Genomic DNA, 23,184 nt, shown 5'->3' on the forward strand with positions numbered 1-23,184 from the left:
GCGGCGGCCATGTCGACCCCCACAGCCGCCGCGCCGGCCGATCCGATCCCCGAATGCCCGCACTGCCAGAAGCCGATGCCGCTGTGCATCTGCGACAGTGTCACGCCGATCAAGACCCGGCTCTCGCTCCTGATCCTCCAGCATCCGCAGGAGCAGGACAGGGCGCTCGGCACCGCCCGGCTGCTTGCGAAGCACTTTACCGATGCCACGGTGCGGGTCGGCCTGTCCTGGCCGAGCCTGTCCAAGGCGCTGGCGCGGCCGGTCGAGAACGCCTCGCACTGGGCCGTGCTCTATCTCGGCTCGGCCCGCGCGGCCGATCTCGAAGCCGAGGGCGAGATCCTGGCGCTCAACCGCAAAGGCGAGGTCGCGGACAATCAGCGCGCGATCCTCGGCAAGCTCGAAGGCGTGGTGCTGCTCGACGGCACATGGAGCCAGGCCAAGGCGCTGTGGTGGCGCAATCCCTGGATGCTCAAATGCCAGCGCGTCATCCTCAACCCGGCGCATCCCTCGCGCTACGGCCGCCTGCGCAAGGAGCCGCGCAAGGACGGGCTGTCGACCATCGAGGCGGCCGCGACCATCCTGGCCAGCCTCGAGAAGCGTCCCGACATCGCGGAGACGCTGAACGCCAGTTTTGAACGGATGTTGACGCGCTACCGCGAGGTGCAGGCCGAAATGCCGGAACTGGCGCCAAAGCCGCCGGTCAAGGACCGCCGGCGCGGTGTCCGGCGCAGCAAGCGCGGCTGACTCGCGCTTAAATCCTCCGGTCGCGCTCGGCATGCTCTGCGCGCGCTTTGGTGATATCGGCACGGCGATCGTCAGCGGCCTGCAATTCATCTTCTTCCTGACGCCAATCATCTGGACCGAGGACGCCCTGCGCGGCACCGCGTTCTACTGGCTGATCCGCGCCAATCCGTTCGCGACGCTGCTCGACCTCGTGCGCAGGTCGCTGCTGTCGCAGCCGACCGATCCGGAGCAATGGCTGCTCGGGGCGATCTATGCGATCGTCGTCGCCGTCATCGCCTTCGGCTACTACGCAAAATTCCGCCACCGCGTGGCGTATTGGCTGTGAGGTGCGCATGAGCCTTGCCGCCCACATCGTGCTTCGCAACGTTTCGGTCAACTTTCCGGTGCTGTCATTCCGCGACCGTTCGCTGCGCAGCCGGTCAGCGTGGTGACGCTGCGCCGGACGTCGGCGGTGCCGCACATTGTCTCCGCGCTCAACGACGTCAGTCTCGACATCCGCGCCGGCGACCGCGTCGCCATCATCGACGCCGGCAAGACCACGCTGCTGCGGGTGCTCGCCGGCATCTGTCATCCGACCGCGGGCAGCCTGGACGTGCTCGGCCGCTGCCTGTCGCTGTTCGACCTGTCGGCCGGCTTCGACGAGGAAGCCACGGGTTACGAGAACATCGTGCGGCGCGGTCTCGTGATCGGCGCGCGGCGCTCCGAGATCGATGCGCGGCGGGCGGAGATCGCCGAGTTCACCGAGCTCGGTGACCGGCTCGACCTGCCGCTGCGGACCTATTCCAGCGGCATGATGCTGCGCCTGATCTTCGCGGTCGCAACCGCCGTGGAAGGCGAGATCGTGCTGCTCGACGAATGGATCGGCGTCGGCGACCAGCAATTCCGCCGGAAGGTGCGGCAACGGCTCGACGAGATCGTGGCCCGTGCCGGCATCCTGGTGCTGGCCTCGCACGACATCGAGCTGATCCAGAGCACCTGCAACCGCGCGATCCTGCTGGAGGAGGGGCGGATGACCGCGGTCGGCCCGACCGATGCGATTCTTGCGATATATCTCGCCGGCCCCGGCGGGACCAAAGCGTAAACGCCCGGTCGGGGTTGCCTAAGCCATTGATCCCCTATATTGCTCCGCCCTTACGGGGCCACGTGGCGGAGTGGTTACGCAACGGTCTGCAAAACCGTGTACACCAGTTCAATTCTGGTCGTGGCCTCCATAACAACCTCCTGATATTTCATCACAAATTTTGCTCACCGCGCGTTCCGCCGAGCGCGCAGCAAAGGCCTGCCAGGCCGTGCACACCGGGTTTGCCCGGGGCTTGGCGGACACCCGCGATTCAGGCCCGATGGCACAGACTTCGCATCTGCGAAGTGATGCGTGACGAACCCCTGGAGCTGGAGAGCACGTGAGCGACGTCGTCCGATTTGTCCCGAAATCCGAGCTGGAGCGGGCTCGCCTCATTCGCGAGGCCCGTGCGATCTATGACAGCATCTTTCCGCCGGCCGCACCCGACCGGGTGCCGCAGGAGGGCGAGGAGCGGGTCAAGACCTGATCGGCGCCGCGCCGTTCCGGCGCATGGCCGATAGCAAAACGCCCGCCGGAGCGGGCGCATCGGTTGACGTTGAAAGTGGCCTCAACCGGCCGCGTACCAGCCGTCCGGAAACGGCAGAAGGGGCCAGGCGCCCTCATTGTCATTGGCGGCTTTGGGCGTTGCGGCGTACGACCACGAGCGGGGCACGAATTCCTCCTCCGGCTCGGGCGCGACATCTTGATAGACCATGGCGTCCCGAACGGCATCCAGCAGCAAGTTGAATTCGGCTTCGCTCATCGCACCCTCGCAGAACGCGGATGGCGCAATGTCGCAAAGCCGGTTTGTCACCCGATTGAGCCGATCGTTCGCATTTTAACGATCCGGCGATCGGGCTCTGATTGGTTAGCGATTCCTTAAAATCCCCGCGGAACCGTACGTTCCTCCCGTCCGGCCTCAGTGTGAAAGAGATCACATCCCCCGCGATTTATTTCTCCTACCCCCTTGGCACGACACCGGCCCGGGGGCGGGCGAGGCAGACGGGAGACTTGGTCATGAAGGCAAGGTTCTTGCGGTTTGCGGGTGCGAAAAGCAGGGCGCGCCGCGCCTCGACGGTCGGGCTGTTCCTGGCGCTGTTCGCCACCGCTGCTCAGGCGCAGCAGGGAACGCCGGAGCAGCGCCGGGCCTGCACCCCCGACGTCTACCGGCTCTGCGCCGGCGAGATCCCCAACGTCCGCGCCATCACGGCCTGCTTGCGCCGTAACCGGTCAAGCTTGAGCGAGGCTTGCCGCACCGTTTTCGACCAGGCCGGCGGCTGACATAGCTGCCCTGTGGGTTTGTGCGCAGCAAGTGGCCCGTGCGGTCTCGCGAATCCGGCATAGTCGGCCTGTGGATATGCTGCGGACAGGCTGTGGACGGACGGTGATCTATCGCAGACGCGGAAAGCAGATACGTCATTCAGGCGTCATATCTCCGTCGCGTGATCTCACCGGATGATTCTCTAACCGCGCGAATTCCGCCTGGCCTCGATATCATTTGGTTCTCCCGAATTCGTAAATTACGCATCGCGCCATCCCATGTCGGCGACCACGGGGCGACGCGTGGCCGAATGGAGCGCAGCGCAATGAGGGTATCCGCAGCAGCGTGAGAACGCTGCAGGGCCGGGCGGACGCGAGAGCTTCGGCTTTGATGAAAATTGCAACCGGTACGTGCAAGAAGTCTTGATCGGTGGTGATCTAGAGGTGATAGCCCGCCTTGAACGCGGATCCGAGCCGCCGCGACAAATCCATAGAGTGCCCAAGGATCAGTGGAACGTGATCGCATCTCCTCTTCCTAAAGCACCAAAATGGTGCTTTAGTGCTTTCCATGAGCCCGTCGTCCAAAAACGCGCCATCCGCGCTGCGTTACAGGCTTGCCCCTGACCCGGCCGCCAAGGCCGCCATGGAGGCGACGTTTAGGGCCTATGACCGAATGATGGAGATCCTGGATGAGGTGGCGCGGAGCCATAACGTCGGCTCCAATGTCGTCCTGCTCCATGCCCATGCCTATGAGCCGATCCGGAAAGAAACCGCACTGCCGTCGCGGCTGGTGACGCTGGGCCTGCGCGACCGCGCCGACTATCGCGCCGCGCAGGGCCGCCGCCTGCCGCTCGACGACAAGCTCGCCAAGATCAAGGGCCCCGCCACCATTTCGATTGCGACGGTGGAAGGACGCTTCAGCGTGTCCTTCGACTATGCCGGCTATGCCGAGGGCTGGGGGCAGAGCGCGCCCGCACACCTGATCCGCACCGATGACGGCTTTGAAGTTCACTACGGCGTCACGCCGAACAGTCTGCCAGAGGAGGAGAACGCCATGGATACCATCGCTGCCGCCCCCGACAACTTCCTGTCCCGGGTCGGGCGCCTGATCGCCGGGATCGCCTATGACGCGATCGAGCAGGCGGAAGGCAAGAACAAGCTCAAAGTGGTTGGCCAGGCCATCCGCGAGATCGAGCGCGCGGAGAGCGAAGCCCGCGATGCGCTCGCGGCCGCGCGCGCGGAGGAATACCGTCTCAACGCGCGCCGCACCGAGATCGAGCGCGAGATGACCGATCTCACGCCCAAGATCGAGGGCGCGATCGCGGATAGCCGCGACGATCTCGCCCGCGCCGGCATTGCGCGGCAGATGGACCTGGAGGCGCAGTTCGAGGTGCTTTCCCGGGCCATCGACGAGAATAACGAGAAGATCGAGCAGTGCGTGACGTCGCTGCGCGCCGTGCTGTCAGCATTGCAGGATGCCGAGCAGCGCCGCGCCGATCTCGAACAGAGCGAGGCTCACGCAAGCCATCAGGCCTCGACGTCGCCCCGGAAGTCCGGTGGTGCCTCTGCGGCAGCGAAGGCCTTGCGCGCGGGCAGGGCGGTGGCGCGCGCCACCGGCGTTCCGGCAGCCATCCCGTATTCAAGCGACATCGACGAGCTCAGCACGTTGCATCGCGACAAGGAGATTGCAGCGAGGCTGGCGCGGTTGAAGTCGCGCTCCTGAGTAATGTGTCATGAGCGCTCTGCTCGAACACGTGATGTCGCCGGAGGTCAGGCCGTTCGCGATCGCGGCGGCCATGATCCTCATCGTCGGCTCGATCGAGGTGGTCTCGATGCTGGTCGGGGCCTCGCTCAGCGAGATGCTCGGCACCAACATCGATTTCGGTCACCCCAGCGACAATGGGGTGATCAACGCCATCTCCTGGATCAATGTCGGCGGCGTGCCCCTCTTGATCTTCCTGCTGCTGCTGCTTGGCGCCTTCTCCATCACCGGCTTCCTGATCCAGGACATTGCGCGGATGGTGGCCGGTCCCTTGCCGGCAACGCTCGCCTCGGTCGGAGCGGTCGCCGTCTCGATTCCGCTAGTCCGCGCCGCAAGCAGGGGCATCGCGCGGGTCATCCCCAAGGATGAAAGCTATGCCGTCGGCCTCGGCGATCTCGTCGGCCGCGTCGGCGAGGTCGTGATCGGCCCGCTCGATCAGGGGCCGCCCGGCCGCGTCAGCGTCGCCGACATCCACGGCAACCGCCATTTCGTGTGGGCAGTCGCCGCACCGTCATCATCGCCCCTGTCGCAGGGAACCATGGTCCTGCTGGTCGATCGCGCCGACACCCGCTTCGTGGCCGTGAAGGCCGACGATGAACTCAAACCGTCCAAACCGCCTCTAAGCAGCTAGCAAATCATTTATCGGAGAAAGTCATGTTCGACATCGCAGTCCCGGCCATGATCGGCGTCGCGCTGATCGTCGTCCTCGGGATCGTCTTTACTATTCTCTACAAGCGCGCCACCCGCGACGAGGCCTTCGTGCGCACCGGCCTCGGCGGCAAGAAGGTCGTGCTCGACGGCGGCGCCATGATCCTGCCGATCTTCCACTCCTACGCCAGCGTCAATCTGAAGACGCTGCGGCTCACCGTCGAGCGCAAGGAGCGGGAGTCCCTGATCACCAAGGACCGCCTGCGCGTCGACATCGTCGCCGAGTTCTACGTGCGCGTCCGTCCTGACGACGAGAGCATCGCGCTCGCGAGCCAGACGCTGGGTGCGCTGACCAATGACGCCGAAGCCCTGCGTAACCAGGTCGAGGCAAAATTCGTCGACGGCCTGCGTTCGGTGGCGGCCACCATGTCCATCCTGGAGTTGCAGGAGAAGCGCAGCGACTTCGTCAAGCATGTGCAGGCGACCGTGGAATCGGACGTCAAATCCAACGGTCTCGAGCTTGAATCGGTGTCGCTGACCAAGCTCGACCAGACCGACGTCAAATTCTTCAACCCGGAGAACTTCTTTGACGCCGAAGGTTTGACCCAGCTCAAGACCGTCACCGAGACGCGCCGGCGCGACCGCAACTCGATCGTGCGCGACAACGAGGTGGCGATTGCGCAAAAGGATCTCGAGGCGCGGCAGCAGACCCTGACCATCGAGCGCACCAAGAAGGAGGCCGAGCTCTCCCAGGAGCGCGACATCGCCAACAAGACCGCGAGCACCCGCGCCGAGGTCGCGACCGCAACCCAGACCGCGCGTCTGACCGAGGAGAACGCCCGCATCGATACCGACCGCGCCGTTGCCGAGAAGGAGGCCGGCGCCAAGCAGGTCAAGGAAACCGCGGTCATCGAGTCGGATCTCGCCATCAACAAACGCAAGACCGACGCGCAGCGCGAAATCCAGATCGCCACGCAGGAGAACGAGATCCAGATCGCGGCCAAGAGCAAACAGACCTCGGAAGCCGTTGCCGACGCCAAGACCGCCGAGGCGCTCGCCGTCTCCGCGGAGGAAAAGGTCGTGACCGCCCGCGCGGTCGAGGTCGCCGACCGTGCCCGTCTCACCCAGGTGCTCGCCGCGCGCACCGAGGCCGAGCGCAAATCGACCGAGCTGATCGTCGCGGCCGAAGCCGAAAAGAAGGCCTCGCTCGATCGCGCCGAGGCCGTCAAGACGCTGGCCACCGCGGAAGCCGAGTCCAACAAGATCAAGGCTGTCGGCGTCAGGAATATCGGTGAGGCCGAAGCCGCGATCATCACGCTCAAGAACGAGGCGCAGAACAAGCTCGGCGCCAATGTCATCGACTTCGAGCTCGCCAAGAAGCGGATCGAGACCATGCCCTCGGCGCTGGCCGAGATGGTCAGGCCGATCGGAAATCTCAAGGACGTCCGCATCCTGCACACTGGCGGCGCGTTCGGCGGCAATGGCACCGGCGGCGGCAATGTCGGCTTCGGCGAAGGGCTTGCGGGCGAGCTCCTCAAGGTGCACGCGCTGCGTCCGATGATCGACGAGATCCTGCGCCAGAGCGGGTTTGCGCCGGGTGAGGATCCCGTGAAAGCGCTGGTCGGCGCCGTGACGGGAAAGAGCAACGGCGCCGCAGTGCCGGCGCCCGCGCCGGAGAAAACAAACACCGCCGATCTATGAACGCCGGTTCATTGCTGCGGAGAATTCGAAGCGATAAGAACTGGCTCGTTGCGCGTCTCGCGTCGCGCAACGAGCCGGAGTGCGCATCGATCGCGTGTTGAGCCGTTCGATCGCGCTCCGGACGAATCTCTTGAGGTAACGCCATTTGTTGCCGCGGCGCCTGCGCGGATCGACGTCAGGCACCGGAGCCTGTTTCGATCGGGGGAATTTCACATGAAGTATTTTCTGTCCGGACTGATCGCGATCGGTCTTGCGATCGCCGCTACGCCGTCGTTCGCGGCTGACGCCCGCAACGTCACCGTCGTCAACGAGACCGGCTATGCCATCAAATTCCTGGGCTTCAACGCACCGGACGACGGCCTGGACGAATGGGAGAACGAGCTCGACAAGGTTTTGCAGAACCAGGCGAGCACCTATGTCGAGTTCGGGGAGGACGACGAGGGATGTGTCTGGAACATCCGCGTCGACTGGCAGAACTATGACGAGTCCGTCCTGTGGAAGAACGTCAACCTCTGCAAGTTCACCGCGCTTCGGCTGCGCTACGACTCCGGAACCAAGACCACGTCCTTCGTCGCCGAATAGTTTGACCTGACGTGAGCCCGGGGAGGGGCGGCGGCCCTTCCTCGGCGCATTGTGCAAGATCGCGAATTCGTCCTTTGCAAGCGCAAGCGGCTTTGTTATACGCAGCCGCGCGCGAACGACTGGTTCGCCCTTTCCTCGGTAGCTCAGCGGTAGAGCATCCGACTGTTAATCGGATGGTCGCTGGTTCGAATCCAGCCCGGGGAGCCAATCAATCCGCACCAACCGATTGATTTCATTGCGATTTTGCTGATTGCAAAAATCGTTTCCCCGCTTTCTCTCCCCTCTTTGATCAGGGCTTAGATCGTCCTCCTGCGAGACGACTCGCTTACAAGGCTGGCCGCATCCATGCGCCCCTTACTCAGGATTCCAGCGTGCAGGAAAGAAATTTACGGGTTCTCTGTCGCCATATTGCCGAAAAGGTGTATAATGCAAACCATGGCAACGTTGCGCGATTCGAGGGCGCGCCCGTGACTGCCTGACTGGACTCCAATCCCGGTCATCGGCCCCGTGCCGAGGTATGCAGCCGCCCAGCGGCAACGCTAACCGAAACGCCACACCCCATGCACACTCTAAATCCGCATGCCGGCGAGCCCATGCTCGTCAGCATTAAAACCGCGTGCGCGCTCACGAGCCTGAGCCGCACTATGATCAATCGCTACCGCGCGGAGGGCCGCTTTCCTACGGCTGTCCCGCTTGGCGACCGTCGCGTCGCTTTCGTCAAGTCCGAGGTCACGGAATGGATCGTTGCGCGCATTGCTGCGCGGGCGGCCAACGACAATTCAAAGAGCGGCACCCAAGCCGCCTAAGCTCGATCGGCCCTTTAGCCGAGAGCACCGCCCGATAGGGCAACCCCAGAATACGGCTTCTCAAGCCGCATAGAACGCGCGCGAGCGCGTGTTACCACCCGCACTCAATATCTGGATACTTCCTTGAAAATTTTAGACTACCGACCCGCTAGTAGCGGGCGACGGCGCATGGCCGTCTTCGACGCCGAGGTGATTCCCGGAGTTCGCCTCCTCGACCTCTCTCTAATCCGCAAGCCGGACGGCTCCTACCGCGTATTCAGCTCGACCGTGCGATTTGACATCGCAATCGCAAATGAACTCGCGCACGCCGCAGTGTCGGCCAGTGGAGGCGGTAGCCATGACCGAAGCTAACATCGAAGCTAACGACGAATTCACCGGCCTTCCCCATCCGGCAGACGTGGAGGCTGCGCTTCAGGCCGCAGGCGGTTACGAGGCCGCGCGGGAGTGGTTCGCGAAGCACGACCACACCTATGAAGGCGCGAAGATGATTGCGATCGACGACGAGGCACCGGGTGATACCTTCGTCATTACAGACGGCGACCCGGACTGGATTCCGGTTCCTGTCTATCAGGACGGCACGTTTATCGACGCCGTTCTGATGCACAAGAACAACCCGAGCTCGTTCCATACGGTATGTGGTCGGGCCGATTGGCTGGGCGCGGAGAACGTAGGCAACGCCAAGGTAATCCTCCACGAAAGCCCGCTCGATTGGCTCAAGGCCGGTTGTAATGGCGTCGTGTCGGTGGCCGGGTTTGGCTACATGCAGCACTTCAAAGACCTGGCCAAGGCTTGCACCATTGAATGCAGCACCCTCGACGCTGCAAACGACGTTTGGGAGTGGACATTTGGCGGCGATGAGAAGGCGCTGAAGAAAATTCAACTCAATGGCGATGCCGATGCCATCCGTGACGATTTGGCGTGGCAGGCTGCCGACGAAGCGAAGCGGCGAGTCCGTGACGCGCTGGACGTTCCGGCCGGGGCGGACCTTCATAAGCTGTATCGTCAGCTGGATTCGGTGTTCACGCCGAAGCCGGCGAACGACAACGAGCAATCCGACAAGATCAAAATCATCGATCCTTCTGACTGGGAAGGACAACCAATCCCAGAGAGAGAATGGTATCTTGAAGGCCTGATCCCCAACCGGCAGGTCACCTTGCTTTCCGGTGATGGCGGCACCGGCAAGAGTCTGCTGGCCTACCAGATCGGCTTGGCCGGAGTGCTAGGTGTCGAAACGATTGAGTTCAGGCCGGCGCAAGGGCGAGTGGTCTACCTCGCTGCGGAAGATGACGAAGGCGAGCTTAAGCGGCGTGGCCATGACATCCTGACCGCTATGGGGCGAACCTTTGCTGACCTCAAGGGGGGCATGCGGGTCATTCCTATGGCCGGGAAGGACGCCGAACTGGTGTCCGAAAAACGTCGGAGCCGGGAGCTTGAGCTTACAGCGTTAGCTCAGCAGATTACGGATCTGCTGACGGAGTTCCGACCGAAGCTCCTCATCCTCGATACTGCGGCGGACGTGTTCGGCGGTGATGAAATCAGCCGCAAGCAAGTTCGCTTCTTCGTCTCGATACTGCGGCGCTTTGCGATGGACTGTGATTTGGCCGTGCTTCTGCTGTCGCATCCATCTGTGCAAGGCATGCAGACTGGCACCGGACTGTCGGGATCGACTGCGTGGAATAACTCAGTGCGATCGAGGCTGTATTTCACCGCAGATAAGAACGATGAGGACCTGCGCCTATTGAAGAACATGAAGGCCAACTACGGCAGGAAAGGCGCCGAAACCAAACTGCGCTGGCATGAAGGCGCTTTTGTTCTTGATGACGGTGAGCCGTCTGCGCACATAGCGTTGCTAGCCAACCACGCCGATGAGGTGTTCCTGAAGCTGCTTTCCGCAATCAATGGAAGCGGCAGGCGGGTGTCATCTTCCAGGAGCAGCACGTATGCGCCGACTGTGATGGTCGCCATGCCAGAACGCGGAGCAACTAACAAGAGAGCGCTGGAGGAGTCGATGGCTAGATTGTTTGCGGAAAAGAAGATTGCGGTCGTCAAGGAGGGGCCACCGTCAAGATCGCGCGAGCGTCTGGTGGTGGTCGAAGACGAGATTCGGCAGAAACGGATGGCCGCTGACTAGGCTTCCAACGGTCTACCAACGCCCTACCAACGGGTGCCAACGGTGTGTGTGTTCCAACCCCCTATAACCCCCACCGTTGGGATGGAATCCCAACCCGGTTGGTAGACCGGTTGGAATTCCACCCAAGAAGCTGTTGCGTTGCGCGCGATACCGGGGCGGGTAGGGGGCATCCCAAAGCGTAGCGAAAACGTTCCCGCTTACCGCCGCCTCCCTGTAACGCGCGCGATTGCTGCCCCAGAGTTTAAAAGATTATGGAGATCATACTTTGACCACACCGAGACCACCCGACCACCTGTCCCGCACCGCCAAGGCATGGTGGCGGAACGTACACGAAGACTACGATTTAGACCAACACCACGACTTCGATTGGCATGCGAGAGCCTGGATCAGTCCGAGCAGGCTCGGGCCGCCATTGCAGAGCACGGGGCCGTGGTCCTGGACCGCTTTGGCTGCCAGAAGCCGAGCCCGTGGGTCGATATCCAGCACAAAGCGCAGAACAGATTTCGCATCCTGTGCCGTGAACTCGGTCTCGACGTGCAGCCTGGCGACGGGCCGCGAATGCCCAGGGACAGTACGTATGGGAGTCGCCGTTAATGCCCGTGCGCAAACGAACCGACCAACGACGCAACGCCGGGACATTCGACGATTGGGAATGGGCGCTGGAAATGGGCTGGCCCTGCACAGGGGAACTGGACGGCATCTGCGAACTCGATGAGGCCGGCTATCCTGACCGAGAGGCGGCCCGCAAAGCCTGGCGACTTTATGGTGCGGAGATCATGGCGCGCTGGCACGCCGAGCACCCTAATGGCTCGCGGTACGTTTGCTGGGGACTCGAACAGTTCGGAGAGCCGTAATGCCGCCACGCCCGAAACGAGACAAGCGCAGCAACGCGACCCGGGTCTCTCCCGAGGCCGTTGCCATATTCCGGCAGGGCTTCGACCTCCTCCGGGCTGGTGCCGACCGATACGATCTGCGCGACCTTAAGGTTGCGCTCGCTGCAATACTTGGCCGGTCGAAGTTCCGCGCAAGCCCGCTGGATCCCAATCCACGGTCATTAATCGGCGGCGACCGCGAGCCGCCGGAGATGGCGCTGAATATCCAGCGACTCCTGCTGCGGGCGATCGGCGAAAAGGCGATGCCGTAAGGCGGGGGGCCGTCCAAAGTATCGGCAAGCGGATCCCAGGGAAACCAGCCGCTTCGGCACGTGTAAATTTTACTCGGGTCCTTGATTAAAAAAAATCAAGGACCCCTTAAAACAGGCGATTTGCGAAAACGCTTTGATTATTCGACCGGCCCGCAGAGGCCGGCGAAACGAAGAGCCGACAACGGCCATATCAACAGGTCACGAGAGACCATCCTATGCACCAGCCACCATACCGCGCCGATCATCACCCGCCTTCGCCGCGCCGGCCGGACAGCGCCGGGTGCAACGCTGTCTGACGGTGAGCGCGGGGTAGAGGCCCTGACGGGGGTGGGTCAGATCCTTCCGACCTTCGTCCATAGCTACCGGCGGCCCCCAAAAATTCGCGCGTCCACAAATCAGAATATGGGGTATCTGAGGTTGCATTTTCTAGTAGCGCACCTGACGAGAGGTCCACTCCGTGTGAAAGTGTGCGGAGATCAGGGCTCCCGCTCCGTAGTCGAAGAAGAGAAGAGATCCTTCTGAAGCCACTCGCAATCGACCCGGAGCCGTCCCGTGGATCTCCGCGCGGAGGACATCGGCGCGTTGTTTGGGGGCGCCGAGGTGATACGGCTGCCGCGAGCGGCAGTGGCCTGGACCGGCTAATTTAGTGGAGACGGCTTGATGACCTATTGATTGTGAAAAGTGCTAGCCTTCCTCAGCTTGAGGCGTGTCGTCACAGTTACGCAAAGAACGCTTACCCCTCATGCGGTCTGCGACCTGGTGTCGGCTCCCGGAATGCAAGCGGAGCGAGGACGAAGCTCACCGCAACGTGCGCATGTGACCCTGGCTGTGTGAAAACGCCGTGCTGCTGTTATGATTCCCTCGTGATTCTGCGGGGGAAGCTGATGAGGCGCTTCGTTGAGCAGGCGGATCGTGGGCAATGCACGCTATTGCCGGAATGCCTCGATGATTTCATTGACGAGAGCAACCCTGTTCGCGTGATCGACGTGTTTGTCGATGCGCTCGATTTGGTTGAGATGAGCTTTGAGGGGGTGGAACCGGCGGCGACTGGTCGGCCGTCGTACCATCCTTCAGTTCTCCTCAAGCTTTATATCTACGGCTATCTGAACCGGGTGCAGTCGAGCCGGCGGCTCGAACGAGAGGCCGGACGCAATGTCGAGGTCATGTGGCTGTTGGGTCGGCTCGCCCCCGATCACAAGACAATCGCGGACTTCCGCAAAGACAATAGCCTGGCGCTGCGCAGGGTATGCGCTCGCTTCGTCGAACTCTGCCGCGAGATGGGCCTCCTCGCGACGGCGAGCGTTGCCATCGATGGCAGCAAGTTCAAGGCCGTGAATAACCGGGACAAGAACTTCACGCGGGCGAAGGTGCAACGACGGCGTGCCCAGCTGGAGGAGAGCGTCGCGCGCTATTTGAGCCAACTTGACACGGCCGACCGGCAAGAGCCGACAGAGGCACTGGCCGCGAAGGTGACGAGGCTGACCGAGAAACTGACGAAGCTGAAGGGGGAATTGGGCAAGCTTGCTGTTTACGAGAAGCAGATGCTTGCTTCGCCTGACCAGCAAATCTCACTGACCGATCCCGACAGCCGTTCGATGGCAACGAGCGGGCGCGGTTCTGGCGTCGTCGGTTACAACGTGCAGGTCGCCGTGGACACCGAGCATCATCTGATTGTGACGCATGAGGTAACGAACAGCAGCTCAGATCGGGCTCAACTGGCCAATATGGCCAAGCAGGCCAAGGCTGTTTTAAAGACTGAGACGCTCGAGGCCGTTGCCGATCGCGGCTACTTCAGCAGCCTGGAAATCCTCGCGTGCCACGAGGCCGGCGTCACGGTAACTCTGCCCAAGCCGCAGACGTCGGCGCCAAGTCAGATGGCCGCTTCGGCAAGCAGGACTTTGTCTATTTGCCGGAGGAAGACGCCTACCGTTGTCCGGCTGGGGAGCAACTGCCGTATCGCTTTACGAACGAGGAAGATGGCAAGCGGATAAGGCGCTACTGGACCACAGCCTGTCAAAAATGTTCGCTCAAATCGCAATGCACGACAGGGCCCGAGCGACGGATTCCACGATGGGAGCATGAGCATCTGCTCGAAGCTGTGCAGCAGCGCCTTGATGCCAACGCGCAAGCCATGCGGGTGCCTCGCGAGACGGTCGAGCATCCGTTCGGCACCATGAAGGCCCGCATGGACGCGACACACTTCCTCACCAAAACGCTTCCAAAAGTAGCCGCCGAGATGGCTCTCTCGGTCCTAGCCTATAACCTGACACGGGCCATGAACATCGTCGGGACCAAGCCGCTGATAGCCGCGATCGTGGCCTGAGACCGAACCGTCCTGGCTTCTCACCGCCCTCGGGGGGAAGTCTTTTTACACGACCAAGACCCACAGCGGACTCGCTCGCCCTTCTACAGTGGTACCTTGGTCTGGTAACTCGATGGAACTTCTCCGACCTCCGGCATTTGGACTATCGATATGCGGTTGTTTTAGGTGCTCTCGCTGATGCTGAAGTGGTGCTCATATTGTCAACAATTTAACGGTGAAACTTTCCCATATGACGACCTTTCCGTCACTTACGGTCTTTGCCAGAGGTGCGAGTCCCACCACCCCGATATATTCGCAAGCGAAGTCGTCAGGCACTCCGAGTTTCTCCGCCATGTTTACCATTCGCTCTACGAAGCAGGTCGCCGGAATGATCTTCCTTCGGCTCAGCAACTCATTAAAAATGCGCTTGCCGCCAAGTTCAGGCCCGTCGATATCATCCTCGGAATTCTGGCTCCGCTGCTCTACAAGATCGGCGAGCAGTGGCGTTCCGGCACTATTACCGTCGCCGACGAGCGTGAGTTCACCGCCTTTAGCGAGCGCGTGATCGAATTAATCGAAGGCAGCATGCAACGAGGCAAGACACGACGTCGAGGGAGCGTACCACGGTATTTCCTCATGAATGCGCCGGGCAACACTCATACGCTCGCGGTCCGCATTCTCTCCCTTTGGTTGAAAGATCGCAGCATTTGCATACCAACCGTTGTCAATCATATCGAAAGACTGGCGGAGCATATTTTAGAAGCTGCGCCCAAATTATTTTTACTTTCGATGGCTTTGCCCCAACAACTCGACAGTGTGGTGGCTATCTCCGCCCTTGTCGGAGAGTTGCCGGCCGGCGCTCGTCCAAAGGTCATTGTGGGCGGCTATGCGGTCAAATCGGGTTTAGTCACGTTTATACCGGGCGCCGAGCTGGTTACCGAGATCAACTTGCTGGGTACTTCTGATTAGAGAATTTCCGCTTGTGGCCTATGGCTGGCCTCGCCGCCGCTGCCGCTCGCGTCCGATCTCGGAGGGAAAGCGGACCAAAGCACGATTGGCTGGTGATGACAGCTTGTGACCCAGAGCGGTCCTGCGCCCATCCGCCGCATGCCCGCATTGAACGCGACGACTGTGGAGATGTGATACTCTACATAGTCCTCAAGCTACGACGAGGAACGAATGAAGCGGCGGGACTTCATAGCGGGCACTGCGGTGCTGCTCGTTTCGCCACGGCGTTTGCGGGCCGAAGGCAAGCCTCGCCGAATTGGTTTTTTGGGAGGATTTCTAGATTCTCAGGGCCACGATGCGTGGCGCAGCGGTTTGCGCGAAAAGGGCTGGATCGAGGGGAAGAACCTCCTCGTCGAATATCGCTTTGCCGAAACCCCGGATCGCATGCCAGCGTTAGCTGCAGAGTTGGTGGCGCTAACTCCCGATCTAGTAATTGCGCTTGGGCCATCACCAGCTCTTGCTCTTAAATCGGCAACTGCTACCGTTCCGATTGTATTCGTGGTGGTCGCCGATCCCGTGGGGCTTGGCCTCGTCCAAAGCCTCTCGCGTCCAGGCGGCAACATCACCGGTTTTGCGAGCTGGGTGCCGGGAGATTGGACCGCTAAACAAATCCAAATCCTTCGGGAGCTAGTTCCTGATGCCTCGAAAATTGCGCTCTTGGTCAATCCAAGCAATCCCATGCACAAGCTGCTGCTAGCCGAGGAAGCACCAAGCGCTGCCCGGAAGCTAGGCGTGGCTTTGACGATAGTTGAGGCCACCACCGACGAGGAACTTGATGTCGCCTTTGCCTCGGCGGCCGCCCAGCACGCGGATGCAATCATTGTCTTGGGCGACGTTCTGATCATTCGCCAAGCCCCACGAGTGATCGCGCTCGCGGCGAAACATCATCTGCCAGCAATGCATTTCTTCCGACAATTCGCTGATGGCGGATTGGTCGTCTACGGCCCCAATATATTCGATCTATTGCGTCGTGGCGGCAGCTATGTCGATAAGATCCTCAAAGGCATCAAGCCGTCCGATCTGCCAGTAGAGCAGCCGACCAAATTCGACTTCGTGATCAACATTAAGACTGCCAAAGCACTCGGCCTCAGCGTGCCGATCTCGTTACTCCTTCGGGCCGATGAGGTGATCGAATGATGCGGCACCGATGAGTCCGGTTGTGATGTTTTGGACGGCTCCTCCACGGGCGACGGACCCAATGCACGTGGGCCAGCGAAAGCCTTGGCTGGTCCGGCGACTGGCCTCAACTCACCCAGCCCTTCAAAGTGGCGTGTTGGCGGGCCGCGGCAGTCTGTCCGGGAGACTGCCGTGCCCGGAGCCCAGGCTGACTTTTGCGACACTCGATGCAGCGCTCCGCCGGCCTCCGCAGGGTCCCCTCTGCTTTTGATCGCCAGCTTCGGCGATCCCGTAATCCTCCTGGACCCGCCGATCTGTTTACGCGGTAGCCGCCGCCCGTCCGGCATCGGTGATGCGGTATTCAATATCTCCGGATGGAAGCGGTTCGGTTTCCACGAGACCCAGCTCCACGAGCCGCGCCACGATTTCATGGTCGAACGTCGGCGGGCTGACCCAGGATTCGCCGAGGAGCCTCCTCAGAAAATCCCGCTCCAGATCGGTCAACTCCATGCTCTAACTCCGCTCGCCGACTTCGTCCGGCACATTGCGGCGCGTCATCCGATCCGGCCGCTTCATCCCTGGGAAATCAACTTTTCGCCCCGGATTGTGCCAGGAACAGAGGCATCGTGGCCCCGTTGATTCCCGAAGACAACACCCAGGAGGTCAACATGACCATGGAAGATCGCGAGACGTTCAGCCTGATCGGCAGCGACAAGGTCGAGGGCACGAACGCGTACGACGCGAAGGGCGAAAAGGTGGGCTACATCGAGCGCGTCATGATCGACAAGATCAGCGGCAAGGTGTCGTACGCGGTGCTCAGCTTCGGCGGCCTGCTCGGCATCGGCGACGATCACTATCCGCTGCCATGGCAGACGCTGAAATACGACACCAACCTCGGCGGCTATGTAGTCACCGGCATTTCCCAGGACCAGCTCCGCGGCGCCCCCAAATACGCCGACGAGAGCAGTTGGAATTGGAGCGATCCGGCGACGACGCGCTCCGTGAACGCCTATTACGGTGTGCCGGTGGCTTGAGGCGCCACGGCACTCGCGGGCCAACGCACCCGCCATCACGCGGGACGACCGGTCTCGGCCGAGAGGAGCCTTGAAAGTGAGCAGTGCCGTTCGTGTTCTGGTCGTGGAGGATGAAGCTCTCATCGCCAGCTTCGTCGAGGACGCCTTGTCCGACGGCGGTTTCGAGGCCTGCTCGGTCCATTCGGGGGAAGAGGCCATGTGCACCTTTTGCGATGGCCGCGAGGGATGTCGAGTCCTGCTGACGGACGTCAACCTGGGTGACGGCATCAGCGGCTGGGAGCTGGCGCGGCAGATCAGGGAAATCACGCCTGGCTTTCCGGTGGTCTATATGACGAGCGCCAGCGCGCCTGACTGGAAGTCGCGGGGCGTCGATGGCAGCGTCCTGATCCAGAAGCCCTTTGCGCCGGCGCAATTGACGGCCGCCGTCTCGCAGCTACTCGATGCCGGGGCCTCACCGGCTTGAACCGGGATCGTTGTGAGCTGCCCATCGCGAGCGAGCGGCGCCGACTGGGAGCCTATGCAGGCTTCAGGCCCGTTCGCGCCTGGTTCCGTTTGGTGGCGGGAAAACGAGGAGCCGTCCTGCCGTGTGCTCCGGAACGATTGCCATCACGCATGGGTTCATGCAGCGCCGCATCAAGTGGCGAGGGGTACACATGGAGAAGCTGCTGCTGATGTCCGCGGTCGCCGACTGTCGTCACGACGACCCGTGCCGGCCATGCCGCCGCCGTGCAGAACGAGCCGGAGTATCGCACCAAGATCCGCAATACGTGAGCGAGCATCGGTTCGCCCGTGCCGCGCGAGGTCGAACTCGAGGCGGTGCCCACGGAGTGGGGCCCTTCGCTCACCAAGTGTCGCTACGTTTACTCCGGCGAGCGCGTGATGCTGGTCGATCCGTCGACACGTACCGTGGTCCAAGAGGTGGACTAAGTCCGCCGGGGCGGGTCGTGCTGGAGGAGGGCGGCCCGCCCCAAGCCGACGTCCGGCACCCGCCGAGAGGCGACTCCTTTGACCTGGAGCGGCGGTCCCATGCCGATCATCCGAGATTTCTTCTTCGTGGGCTGGGTGCTGCTGGCGCTGCTCTTCGCCGCGAATAGGTTTCTGCCGACGCCGGTCGAGCGTACCGTTGCGACCGATCTCGACAGGACGACCATCAGGATCCAGTCGGCGAGAGGCCTTCCGGAGAAGATCGTCTTCGACATGCGCCTGCGCCGATATCCCAAGAGGGCGCAGGCTGATCCGATGCCGGAAGAACCCCAGCAATCGGCGCGAGAGGCGATGGCTTCCATGCCTGCAGCGTCACCGCCCGACGCAAAGAAAGTGCCGCCTGAGCGCAAACGCGCGGAAGTTCGTCCGCAGGCGAAGCGCTGAACGAAATCCGCGAGAAGGCCGGCCGTATCCCGGCTGGCGTTCGACCGGCACGATTTCTGGTGGTGACCTGTAATATCCCGCTTCACGCAAAGAGAGAAGGCCGCGCTCGTTCGGAACGCGGCCTGTTGGGCCTTGAGGGACCGCGCCGTCTCACCAGTGGTGATGATGCCAGCGGTGCCGCACGACCGGATAGGCGCCGCCGTAATAGGCGTAGGCGGGCCGGACGACGCGACGGTACCGGTAGCCATAGGACACCGGTGCCGTGTAGTAGGTCGTGGCGTAGCCGCCGCCCCAGCGGTAGGGCGCATCGTAACCATAGTCGTAGGCGTAGGGTCTGCCATAGTATCCGGCGCCGTAGTAGCCGGGACCGTAGTCGTAGTAGCCAGGCCCCCAGGCGTACGCCGAGGAGGCAAGCCCGCCGATCAACGCGCCCGCGATCAGGCCGCCGGCGATACCCGGTCCCCAGCCACCTCGCCAATGAGCTTCGGCGGGCGACGTCGCCGCGACCGAGCTGAGACCGAGAGCGCCGACCGTCGCGGCCACCAATGCAATTTTCCTCATCGGATTACTCCACACGTTTCTTGCCCGGCCGAATAACGGGAAAAACAGGCAATGGTTGCTTTTGCCCCGGTGCCAGGGGCCAATGGCGTGCTTGGCACTGGGGGCATAACTCGAGAAGTGGAACACGAACACTTCAATCAAAGACGGGATTCAATCCGCGTGCGGTGCGGCGACTTTCGGAACTTGCAGAGCTGGACTTCGCGTGCAGACTTGGCGGGAAATTGGGGCGCTTAACATTCTTGAATTCGGCGCCCGTGCGATTGCGCTGCGATTGTTTTTCCCTTTGGGGTCTCATGTTCGATCCGGCAACGACCGCGCTTCTGCGCGCCGTCCTCGACGAAGTCTGCGAAGACGTCTCGCGCTATGAGACCGGCGCCCGCACTCACGTGACGTCCGGGATTCTGGGAGCCGAAGGGCGACACTTCGCGCGACAAGCTGAAGCAGGTCGGCCGCGAGGCTCTCCACGGTGCGCCAACGATGTGGCGAAGGCGGAGGAGAGCGGGGGGTGAATTTCCAGGTCACGGTGCTGAAGATCCTGGTGAGCTATCCCGAGGGTTTCGCCCTCATGGCGGACCTCAAGCGCGATATGGCGATCCTTGCGACGAGCGGGCCGGACTGGGCCGAGCGGACCAAGCGCCTGGCCGCGCTCGTGCCGGATCTGCTTCTCGCAAGGACTGGTCGAGCGCATGAACGGGGGGTGGCGCATCACCGAGAAGGGCCGCGGACTGTTGGAGGTCATGGAAGCCCGGCCTGGCGAGCCGGATCCGGCAAGCGACTACCCGTAGCTGAATCGTTGCCACGCCTCGTCTTCACGACTCAGCAAGGCTAGGTCGAGCCCAACGCGGCAACGCCGCCGAGCCGCTCGCGAGCGCACCCGGGCGAAAGCTTGCTGATAGATCTAGCGAGCGCTTCTCCGCCAAAGGTCGAAGCCTCGGGAAGACTGGAAACTTTCGCCATCGCGCTGAGTTCGCAGCGACTAGATGCGGTCGCTTGGAGCGTGAGGATGGTCGACGAAGTCATGGTGAGAAGGGCGGCAGAAACGGCTTGGACTGTGTACCGGGCGGCGCACCCCGGCGTCGACGTTCAGGACAGCCGCCGTTGCCTGCTCGAGCGCTATCTGCACAGGAGACGGGAAGAGCGCGAGATCGATGCCGAAGAACTCACCAGCTTCGGGATAGCCTACCTGCACCAGCTTCCCGAAGACGAATGTTGACGGGCATGAAGATGTTCGTCGCGCGCGTGGTTCGCGAGAGCACAAGGCCCAGTTGGACGCTGCTTGCGATTTCATACCCCATTTCCGCGGTCATCGTGATTGCCCAGCGGTTCATGGTTGGGGCCTAGCCGATGCGGATTGCCCAGCTTGCTCCGTTGGCCGAGAGCGTTCCTCCGAAGCTTTATGGCGGCACGGAACGCGTGATCGCCTGGCTTGTCGACGAACTGGTCGAGCTCGGACACGACGTCACCCTGTTCGCGAGCGGCGATTCGAAGATGAACGGAAAGCTCCACCCTGTCTGGCCGCGCGCGCTGCGCCTGGGGAGGAGGGGGGTCGATCCGAGCGCCGCCTGCGCGCTGCTGATCGAAGCCATCGCCGAGCGCGCGGGCGACTTCGACGTAATCCACTCCCACGTCGACTGGCTGCCTCTTCCTGTGCTGAGCCGGACTGGCGTGCCGTTCCTCACGACGATGCACGGCCGCCTCGACCTTCCTGGCCTGCGACGTGATCGGGGCTTTCCCGAACGCGCCATTCGTCTCGATCTCCGACAACCAGCGTCGACCGCTTCCGCGCGCGAACTGGATCGCGACGATCCAGCACGGGCTGCCCAATGATCTGTTTAGGCCGTCCTACGAACGTGGTTCGTACCTGGCCTTTCTCGGCCGGCTGACGGCGGACAAAGGACCTGAAGCCGCCATATGCATCGCACGCGCCGCGCGAATGCCGCTGCGGATCGCGGCCAAGATACCTCGCGCCGAGACGGCCTACTTCAAGAAGAAGCTCGAGCCGGACATCGATGGCGGGGAGATCCAACTTGTCGGCGAGGTGGACGAAATCAGGAAGCAGCCGTTCCTTGCCGAGGCCGCCGCCTTGCTGTTTCCGATCAATTGGCCCGAGCCGTTCGGGCTCGTCATGATCGAAGCGATGGCGTGCGGGACGCCTGTGATTGCTTACCGAGCGGGTTCGGTGCCCGAAGTAGTGGAAGACGGTGTCACTGGCTTTATCGTGGATAACGAGGAGCAGGCGATCAGGGCGGTGAACGAACTGGGCCGACTGGACAGAAGAGTGGTCCGCGCCCGGTTCGAGGAGCGTTTCGCCGCAAACCGAATGGCGAAGCTGTACGAAAGACGATATTGCGAGATGCTCGCTCGCGGAGGACGCGAAGAATTCGAGAAAGGGTCAGCCATATCTCGCCCCGCAGTCGGAACGGCTCCGGAGTCTCTTCGTTGAGTTGCCGATCAGGAGGCTCGCATGAAAACCATTCTTTCCGCGACGGCGGCTTTTGTTCTTCTCGCGACGGCGGCTCTTGCGGACGAGGTGCCTCCTCCGCAGCCGAAGATCCAGCAGGTCGGGGACTCCGCGAAGCCAGCGGAAGACTGTTCGAAGCAGGTTTGGCCGCATTTCTCGCAGGCTTGCCTCCGCTCTGAAGGCAAGGGAACTGCCGTCCGGCTCGTGACCACCGAACGTCGCTAGTGGTTGGGTCATGGATCGAATCCTTGGGGACATGTTCCGACTGAAAGAGCGATTGGGAACAAGTGGCAATCGCGGGCGTTGGGAGCTCGGCATCTGAACGGGTGCGGCTCACGTTGGAGGAGATAATCGATGAAAAATTTTCTTGCCGTCGCTCTGCTTGGCACTGCCGTGATCGGCGGCGCCGCGTTCGCGCAGTCCACTCAGCCGGCCGATCGCGCCGTGCCGGCGGCGGCCAGCGCCCAGTCGGCCGATGCGAAGATGGCGCTCAAGGGAAATTGGCGCGCTTCGAAGCTGATGGGCCTGAACGTCTACAACGAGGCCAACGAGAAGCTCGGCGACATCAACGAACTGCTCGTCGAGAAGAGCGGCAAGATCAACGCGGTGGTGATTGGCGTCGGCGGCTTCCTCGGCATGGGCGAGCACGACATCGCCGTATCAATGGACAAGCTGAAGTTCGTCGAAGAGCCGGTCCGGACCAGCTCGAGCAGCACTTCGACCACCTCGCGCGACACCACCACCGGCGCCGCTTCGACCACCACGAACCGCAATGCGAACGATTGGGTCCCCGACCACGCCGTCATGAGCGGCAACAAGGAGCAATTGAAGGCGCTCCCGCAGTTCAAATACTCGGACTACAATTAGTGCAACAAGAGCTTACGCAAAAAGGGCCCCATGCTGGGGCCCTTTTTTCTGCCTGTGGCGGCCAGCGGCCTAGTGGGTCCCAAAAAAGGCTCGCCCGGTTTGCGGGCGAGCCTTCAGCTGCTGTTCGCAGTGCCTGTGAACTATCCAATAGCCGACGCCGCCAACAACGAGCACGGCGGGAACGCCCATAAAATTAGCACAGGCATCCTCTCCTCCAATTGCTGTCAAAACGTTTTCGCGAGGCCGGCTTTGATAGCCGTTTACTGCTCGGTGCAGACCTTGGTGGTCTTCACGGCGGACTCGGCTTCCGTCTTGGTTTTGAAGACGCCGTCGCCAACGACCGTCGTGGTGGTCGTCGTCGGCTTGGTGTCAACGACGGTGCACTTCTTGGTGGTCGCGTCGCGAACGATATAGAACTCGGCGGCGCTGGCGGCTTGGGTGCCGAGGGCGAAGGCAGCGAGAGCGCCGCACACGATAATCTTCTTCATGGTTTTCCTCCAATGGCTTTTAAGTAGTCACTGCCAACGAGGGGGCTCGCGCGAAGTTCCGTTTATTCCCGATAGTTGGAAGGGCACGCCGCTGCGTCGCGGACTGATTCCGCTGCAAACTGCAGTATTTTCGGCAGCGCG

26 protein-coding genes, 2 tRNA genes and 5 pseudogenes are annotated in these 23,184 nt (G+C 62.1%); 29 read left to right on the forward strand and 4 right to left on the reverse strand.

Features of this window, described 5'->3' with window-relative positions; genetic code table 11:
- The first annotated feature begins 9 nt into the window (after positions 1 to 9).
- From AC5ZFO_RS25490 to AC5ZFO_RS25510, 5 genes and pseudogenes are all read left to right on the forward strand, one after another.
- Positions 10 to 744 (forward strand): tRNA-uridine aminocarboxypropyltransferase, encoded by a 735-nt coding sequence (locus AC5ZFO_RS25490; protein WP_282519276.1) that lies wholly within the window; start codon positions 10 to 12, stop codon positions 742 to 744.
- Positions 719 to 1,069: a hypothetical protein gene (locus AC5ZFO_RS25495; RefSeq protein WP_282519275.1), complete on the forward strand. Its 351-nt coding sequence runs from the start codon at positions 719 to 721 to the stop codon at positions 1,067 to 1,069. Before AC5ZFO_RS25490 ends, AC5ZFO_RS25495 begins: the two co-directional genes overlap by 26 nt.
- A gap of 7 nt (positions 1,070 to 1,076) precedes the next feature.
- A pseudogene (locus AC5ZFO_RS25500) lies at positions 1,077 to 1,825 on the forward strand (ABC transporter ATP-binding protein).
- 56 nt (positions 1,826 to 1,881) lie between these two features.
- A tRNA-Cys gene (locus AC5ZFO_RS25505) sits at positions 1,882 to 1,955 on the forward strand.
- Positions 1,956 to 2,144: 189 nt separating this feature from the next.
- Positions 2,145 to 2,291, forward strand: coding sequence for a hypothetical protein (locus AC5ZFO_RS25510; protein WP_282519273.1), 147 nt, complete (start codon positions 2,145 to 2,147; stop codon positions 2,289 to 2,291).
- 81 nt (positions 2,292 to 2,372) lie between these two features.
- Here AC5ZFO_RS25510 and AC5ZFO_RS25515 read toward each other — a convergent pair whose 3' ends face one another.
- Positions 2,373 to 2,567, reverse strand: a complete 195-nt coding sequence (locus AC5ZFO_RS25515) for a hypothetical protein (protein ID WP_282519272.1) — start codon at positions 2,565 to 2,567, stop codon at positions 2,373 to 2,375.
- A 254-nt stretch (positions 2,568 to 2,821) separates the two neighbouring features.
- On the opposite strand from AC5ZFO_RS25515, the gene AC5ZFO_RS25520 reads away from it, so the two are divergent.
- From AC5ZFO_RS25520 to AC5ZFO_RS25590, 15 genes and pseudogenes are all read left to right on the forward strand, one after another.
- Positions 2,822 to 3,085: a hypothetical protein gene (locus AC5ZFO_RS25520; protein ID WP_282519271.1), complete on the forward strand. Its 264-nt coding sequence runs from the start codon at positions 2,822 to 2,824 to the stop codon at positions 3,083 to 3,085.
- A gap of 538 nt (positions 3,086 to 3,623) precedes the next feature.
- Positions 3,624 to 4,787, forward strand: a complete 1,164-nt coding sequence (locus AC5ZFO_RS25525; protein WP_282519270.1) for a PspA/IM30 family protein — start codon at positions 3,624 to 3,626, stop codon at positions 4,785 to 4,787.
- A 10-nt stretch (positions 4,788 to 4,797) separates the two neighbouring features.
- A complete protein-coding gene (locus AC5ZFO_RS25530; RefSeq protein WP_496122761.1) occupies positions 4,798 to 5,457 on the forward strand; it encodes an OB-fold-containig protein in 660 nt (219 codons plus the stop codon).
- 23 nt (positions 5,458 to 5,480) lie between these two features.
- On the forward strand, positions 5,481 to 7,175 hold the full coding sequence (locus tag AC5ZFO_RS25535; protein ID WP_282519268.1) for a flotillin family protein: 1,695 nt from the start codon (positions 5,481 to 5,483) through the stop codon (positions 7,173 to 7,175).
- A 213-nt stretch (positions 7,176 to 7,388) separates the two neighbouring features.
- The gene (locus AC5ZFO_RS25540) at positions 7,389 to 7,757 is read left to right on the forward strand and encodes a hypothetical protein (protein WP_496122762.1); all 369 of its coding nucleotides are present in this window, start codon (positions 7,389 to 7,391) and stop codon (positions 7,755 to 7,757) included.
- A gap of 132 nt (positions 7,758 to 7,889) precedes the next feature.
- A tRNA-Asn gene (locus tag AC5ZFO_RS25545) sits at positions 7,890 to 7,964 on the forward strand.
- Between the two features lie 386 nt (positions 7,965 to 8,350).
- On the forward strand, positions 8,351 to 8,563 hold the full coding sequence (locus tag AC5ZFO_RS25550; RefSeq protein ID WP_496122763.1) for a helix-turn-helix transcriptional regulator: 213 nt from the start codon (positions 8,351 to 8,353) through the stop codon (positions 8,561 to 8,563).
- Between the two features lie 168 nt (positions 8,564 to 8,731).
- A complete protein-coding gene (locus tag AC5ZFO_RS25555) occupies positions 8,732 to 8,914 on the forward strand; it encodes a hypothetical protein (RefSeq protein ID WP_496122764.1) in 183 nt (60 codons plus the stop codon).
- Complete coding sequence (locus AC5ZFO_RS25560; protein ID WP_496122765.1) at positions 8,901 to 10,694, forward strand: AAA family ATPase; 1,794 nt, start codon at positions 8,901 to 8,903, stop codon at positions 10,692 to 10,694. Before AC5ZFO_RS25555 ends, AC5ZFO_RS25560 begins: the two co-directional genes overlap by 14 nt.
- Before the next feature lie 312 nt (positions 10,695 to 11,006).
- Positions 11,007 to 11,288 (forward strand): P27 family phage terminase small subunit, encoded by a 282-nt coding sequence (locus AC5ZFO_RS25565; RefSeq protein ID WP_496122766.1) that lies wholly within the window; start codon positions 11,007 to 11,009, stop codon positions 11,286 to 11,288.
- A complete protein-coding gene (locus tag AC5ZFO_RS25570; RefSeq protein ID WP_496122767.1) occupies positions 11,288 to 11,548 on the forward strand; it encodes a hypothetical protein in 261 nt (86 codons plus the stop codon). Before AC5ZFO_RS25565 ends, AC5ZFO_RS25570 begins: the two co-directional genes overlap by 1 nt.
- A complete protein-coding gene (locus tag AC5ZFO_RS25575; RefSeq protein WP_496122768.1) occupies positions 11,548 to 11,838 on the forward strand; it encodes a hypothetical protein in 291 nt (96 codons plus the stop codon). The genes AC5ZFO_RS25570 and AC5ZFO_RS25575 overlap by 1 nt, the downstream gene beginning before the upstream one ends.
- A gap of 884 nt (positions 11,839 to 12,722) precedes the next feature.
- Positions 12,723 to 14,161: pseudogene (locus AC5ZFO_RS25580) on the forward strand (IS1182 family transposase).
- Positions 14,162 to 14,326: 165 nt separating this feature from the next.
- Positions 14,327 to 15,109, forward strand: a complete 783-nt coding sequence (locus tag AC5ZFO_RS25585) for a cobalamin B12-binding domain-containing protein (protein WP_496122769.1) — start codon at positions 14,327 to 14,329, stop codon at positions 15,107 to 15,109.
- 210 nt (positions 15,110 to 15,319) lie between these two features.
- A complete protein-coding gene (locus tag AC5ZFO_RS25590; RefSeq protein WP_496122770.1) occupies positions 15,320 to 16,285 on the forward strand; it encodes an ABC transporter substrate-binding protein in 966 nt (321 codons plus the stop codon).
- Positions 16,286 to 16,582: 297 nt separating this feature from the next.
- Here AC5ZFO_RS25590 and AC5ZFO_RS25595 read toward each other — a convergent pair whose 3' ends face one another.
- Complete coding sequence (locus AC5ZFO_RS25595) at positions 16,583 to 16,774, reverse strand: hypothetical protein (protein WP_496122771.1); 192 nt, start codon at positions 16,772 to 16,774, stop codon at positions 16,583 to 16,585.
- A gap of 158 nt (positions 16,775 to 16,932) precedes the next feature.
- On the opposite strand from AC5ZFO_RS25595, the gene AC5ZFO_RS25600 reads away from it, so the two are divergent.
- The 4 genes from AC5ZFO_RS25600 (at position 16,933) to AC5ZFO_RS25615 (ending at position 18,666) form a co-directional block, all read left to right on the forward strand.
- Positions 16,933 to 17,298, forward strand: a complete 366-nt coding sequence (locus AC5ZFO_RS25600; RefSeq protein ID WP_018643617.1) for a PRC-barrel domain-containing protein — start codon at positions 16,933 to 16,935, stop codon at positions 17,296 to 17,298.
- A gap of 76 nt (positions 17,299 to 17,374) precedes the next feature.
- The gene (locus AC5ZFO_RS25605; RefSeq protein WP_496122772.1) at positions 17,375 to 17,761 is read left to right on the forward strand and encodes a response regulator; all 387 of its coding nucleotides are present in this window, start codon (positions 17,375 to 17,377) and stop codon (positions 17,759 to 17,761) included.
- A gap of 314 nt (positions 17,762 to 18,075) precedes the next feature.
- Positions 18,076 to 18,225 carry a DUF1236 domain-containing protein gene (locus tag AC5ZFO_RS25610; protein WP_496122784.1) on the forward strand — a complete coding sequence of 50 codons (150 nt, stop codon included), beginning with the start codon at positions 18,076 to 18,078 and terminating at the stop codon, positions 18,223 to 18,225.
- A 99-nt stretch (positions 18,226 to 18,324) separates the two neighbouring features.
- The gene (locus AC5ZFO_RS25615) at positions 18,325 to 18,666 is read left to right on the forward strand and encodes a hypothetical protein (protein ID WP_496122773.1); all 342 of its coding nucleotides are present in this window, start codon (positions 18,325 to 18,327) and stop codon (positions 18,664 to 18,666) included.
- Positions 18,667 to 18,816: 150 nt separating this feature from the next.
- Here AC5ZFO_RS25615 and AC5ZFO_RS25620 read toward each other — a convergent pair whose 3' ends face one another.
- Positions 18,817 to 19,227: a hypothetical protein gene (locus AC5ZFO_RS25620; RefSeq protein WP_496122774.1), complete on the reverse strand. Its 411-nt coding sequence runs from the start codon at positions 19,225 to 19,227 to the stop codon at positions 18,817 to 18,819.
- A gap of 293 nt (positions 19,228 to 19,520) precedes the next feature.
- On the opposite strand from AC5ZFO_RS25620, the pseudogene AC5ZFO_RS25625 reads away from it, so the two are divergent.
- From AC5ZFO_RS25625 to AC5ZFO_RS25645, 5 genes and pseudogenes are all read left to right on the forward strand, one after another.
- Positions 19,521 to 19,713: pseudogene (locus tag AC5ZFO_RS25625) on the forward strand (hypothetical protein); the annotation flags it as partial.
- Between the two features lie 19 nt (positions 19,714 to 19,732).
- Positions 19,733 to 19,989, forward strand: a pseudogene (locus tag AC5ZFO_RS25630) (hypothetical protein); the annotation flags it as partial.
- A 241-nt stretch (positions 19,990 to 20,230) separates the two neighbouring features.
- Positions 20,231 to 20,440: a hypothetical protein gene (locus AC5ZFO_RS25635; protein ID WP_496122775.1), complete on the forward strand. Its 210-nt coding sequence runs from the start codon at positions 20,231 to 20,233 to the stop codon at positions 20,438 to 20,440.
- Positions 20,441 to 20,571: 131 nt separating this feature from the next.
- A pseudogene (locus AC5ZFO_RS25640) lies at positions 20,572 to 21,670 on the forward strand (glycosyltransferase family 4 protein).
- A gap of 372 nt (positions 21,671 to 22,042) precedes the next feature.
- Positions 22,043 to 22,555 carry a PRC-barrel domain-containing protein gene (locus AC5ZFO_RS25645; protein ID WP_496122776.1) on the forward strand — a complete coding sequence of 171 codons (513 nt, stop codon included), beginning with the start codon at positions 22,043 to 22,045 and terminating at the stop codon, positions 22,553 to 22,555.
- Between the two features lie 260 nt (positions 22,556 to 22,815).
- On the opposite strand, the gene AC5ZFO_RS25650 is transcribed toward AC5ZFO_RS25645, so the two are convergent.
- Positions 22,816 to 23,043, reverse strand: a complete 228-nt coding sequence (locus AC5ZFO_RS25650) for a hypothetical protein (protein WP_496122777.1) — start codon at positions 23,041 to 23,043, stop codon at positions 22,816 to 22,818.
- Positions 23,044 to 23,184 lie beyond the last annotated feature (141 nt).

It is taken from the genome of Bradyrhizobium sp. Unk1 (genome assembly GCF_059512345.1).

What these genes read in the sequence shown, in the direction of transcription:
- AC5ZFO_RS25600 (WP_018643617.1), top strand. Translation starts at nt 16,933, where the DNA reads ATGACCATGGAAGATCGCGAGACGTTCAGCCTGATCGGCAGCGACAAG.
- AC5ZFO_RS25615 (WP_496122773.1), top strand. Translation starts at nt 18,325, where the DNA reads ATGCCGATCATCCGAGATTTCTTCTTCGTGGGCTGGGTGCTGCTGGCG.
- AC5ZFO_RS25540 (WP_496122762.1), top strand. Translation starts at nt 7,389, where the DNA reads ATGAAGTATTTTCTGTCCGGACTGATCGCGATCGGTCTTGCGATCGCC.
- AC5ZFO_RS25575 (WP_496122768.1), top strand. Translation starts at nt 11,548, where the DNA reads ATGCCGCCACGCCCGAAACGAGACAAGCGCAGCAACGCGACCCGGGTC.
- AC5ZFO_RS25555 (WP_496122764.1), top strand. Translation starts at nt 8,732, where the DNA reads ATGGCCGTCTTCGACGCCGAGGTGATTCCCGGAGTTCGCCTCCTCGAC.
- AC5ZFO_RS25560 (WP_496122765.1), top strand. Translation starts at nt 8,901, where the DNA reads ATGACCGAAGCTAACATCGAAGCTAACGACGAATTCACCGGCCTTCCC.
- AC5ZFO_RS25535 (WP_282519268.1), top strand. Translation starts at nt 5,481, where the DNA reads ATGTTCGACATCGCAGTCCCGGCCATGATCGGCGTCGCGCTGATCGTC.
- AC5ZFO_RS25530 (WP_496122761.1), top strand. Translation starts at nt 4,798, where the DNA reads ATGAGCGCTCTGCTCGAACACGTGATGTCGCCGGAGGTCAGGCCGTTC.
- AC5ZFO_RS25645 (WP_496122776.1), top strand. Translation starts at nt 22,043, where the DNA reads ATGAAAAATTTTCTTGCCGTCGCTCTGCTTGGCACTGCCGTGATCGGC.
- AC5ZFO_RS25650 (WP_496122777.1), bottom strand. Translation starts at nt 23,043, where the DNA reads ATGAAGAAGATTATCGTGTGCGGCGCTCTCGCTGCCTTCGCCCTCGGC.
- AC5ZFO_RS25635 (WP_496122775.1), top strand. Translation starts at nt 20,231, where the DNA reads ATGGTCGACGAAGTCATGGTGAGAAGGGCGGCAGAAACGGCTTGGACT.
- AC5ZFO_RS25490 (WP_282519276.1), top strand. Translation starts at nt 10, where the DNA reads ATGTCGACCCCCACAGCCGCCGCGCCGGCCGATCCGATCCCCGAATGC.
- AC5ZFO_RS25570 (WP_496122767.1), top strand. Translation starts at nt 11,288, where the DNA reads ATGCCCGTGCGCAAACGAACCGACCAACGACGCAACGCCGGGACATTC.
- AC5ZFO_RS25550 (WP_496122763.1), top strand. Translation starts at nt 8,351, where the DNA reads ATGCTCGTCAGCATTAAAACCGCGTGCGCGCTCACGAGCCTGAGCCGC.
- AC5ZFO_RS25565 (WP_496122766.1), top strand. Translation starts at nt 11,007, where the DNA reads ATGGTGGCGGAACGTACACGAAGACTACGATTTAGACCAACACCACGA.
- AC5ZFO_RS25590 (WP_496122770.1), top strand. Translation starts at nt 15,320, where the DNA reads ATGAAGCGGCGGGACTTCATAGCGGGCACTGCGGTGCTGCTCGTTTCG.
- AC5ZFO_RS25515 (WP_282519272.1), bottom strand. Translation starts at nt 2,567, where the DNA reads ATGAGCGAAGCCGAATTCAACTTGCTGCTGGATGCCGTTCGGGACGCC.
- AC5ZFO_RS25595 (WP_496122771.1), bottom strand. Translation starts at nt 16,774, where the DNA reads ATGGAGTTGACCGATCTGGAGCGGGATTTTCTGAGGAGGCTCCTCGGC.
- AC5ZFO_RS25520 (WP_282519271.1), top strand. Translation starts at nt 2,822, where the DNA reads ATGAAGGCAAGGTTCTTGCGGTTTGCGGGTGCGAAAAGCAGGGCGCGC.
- AC5ZFO_RS25620 (WP_496122774.1), bottom strand. Translation starts at nt 19,227, where the DNA reads ATGAGGAAAATTGCATTGGTGGCCGCGACGGTCGGCGCTCTCGGTCTC.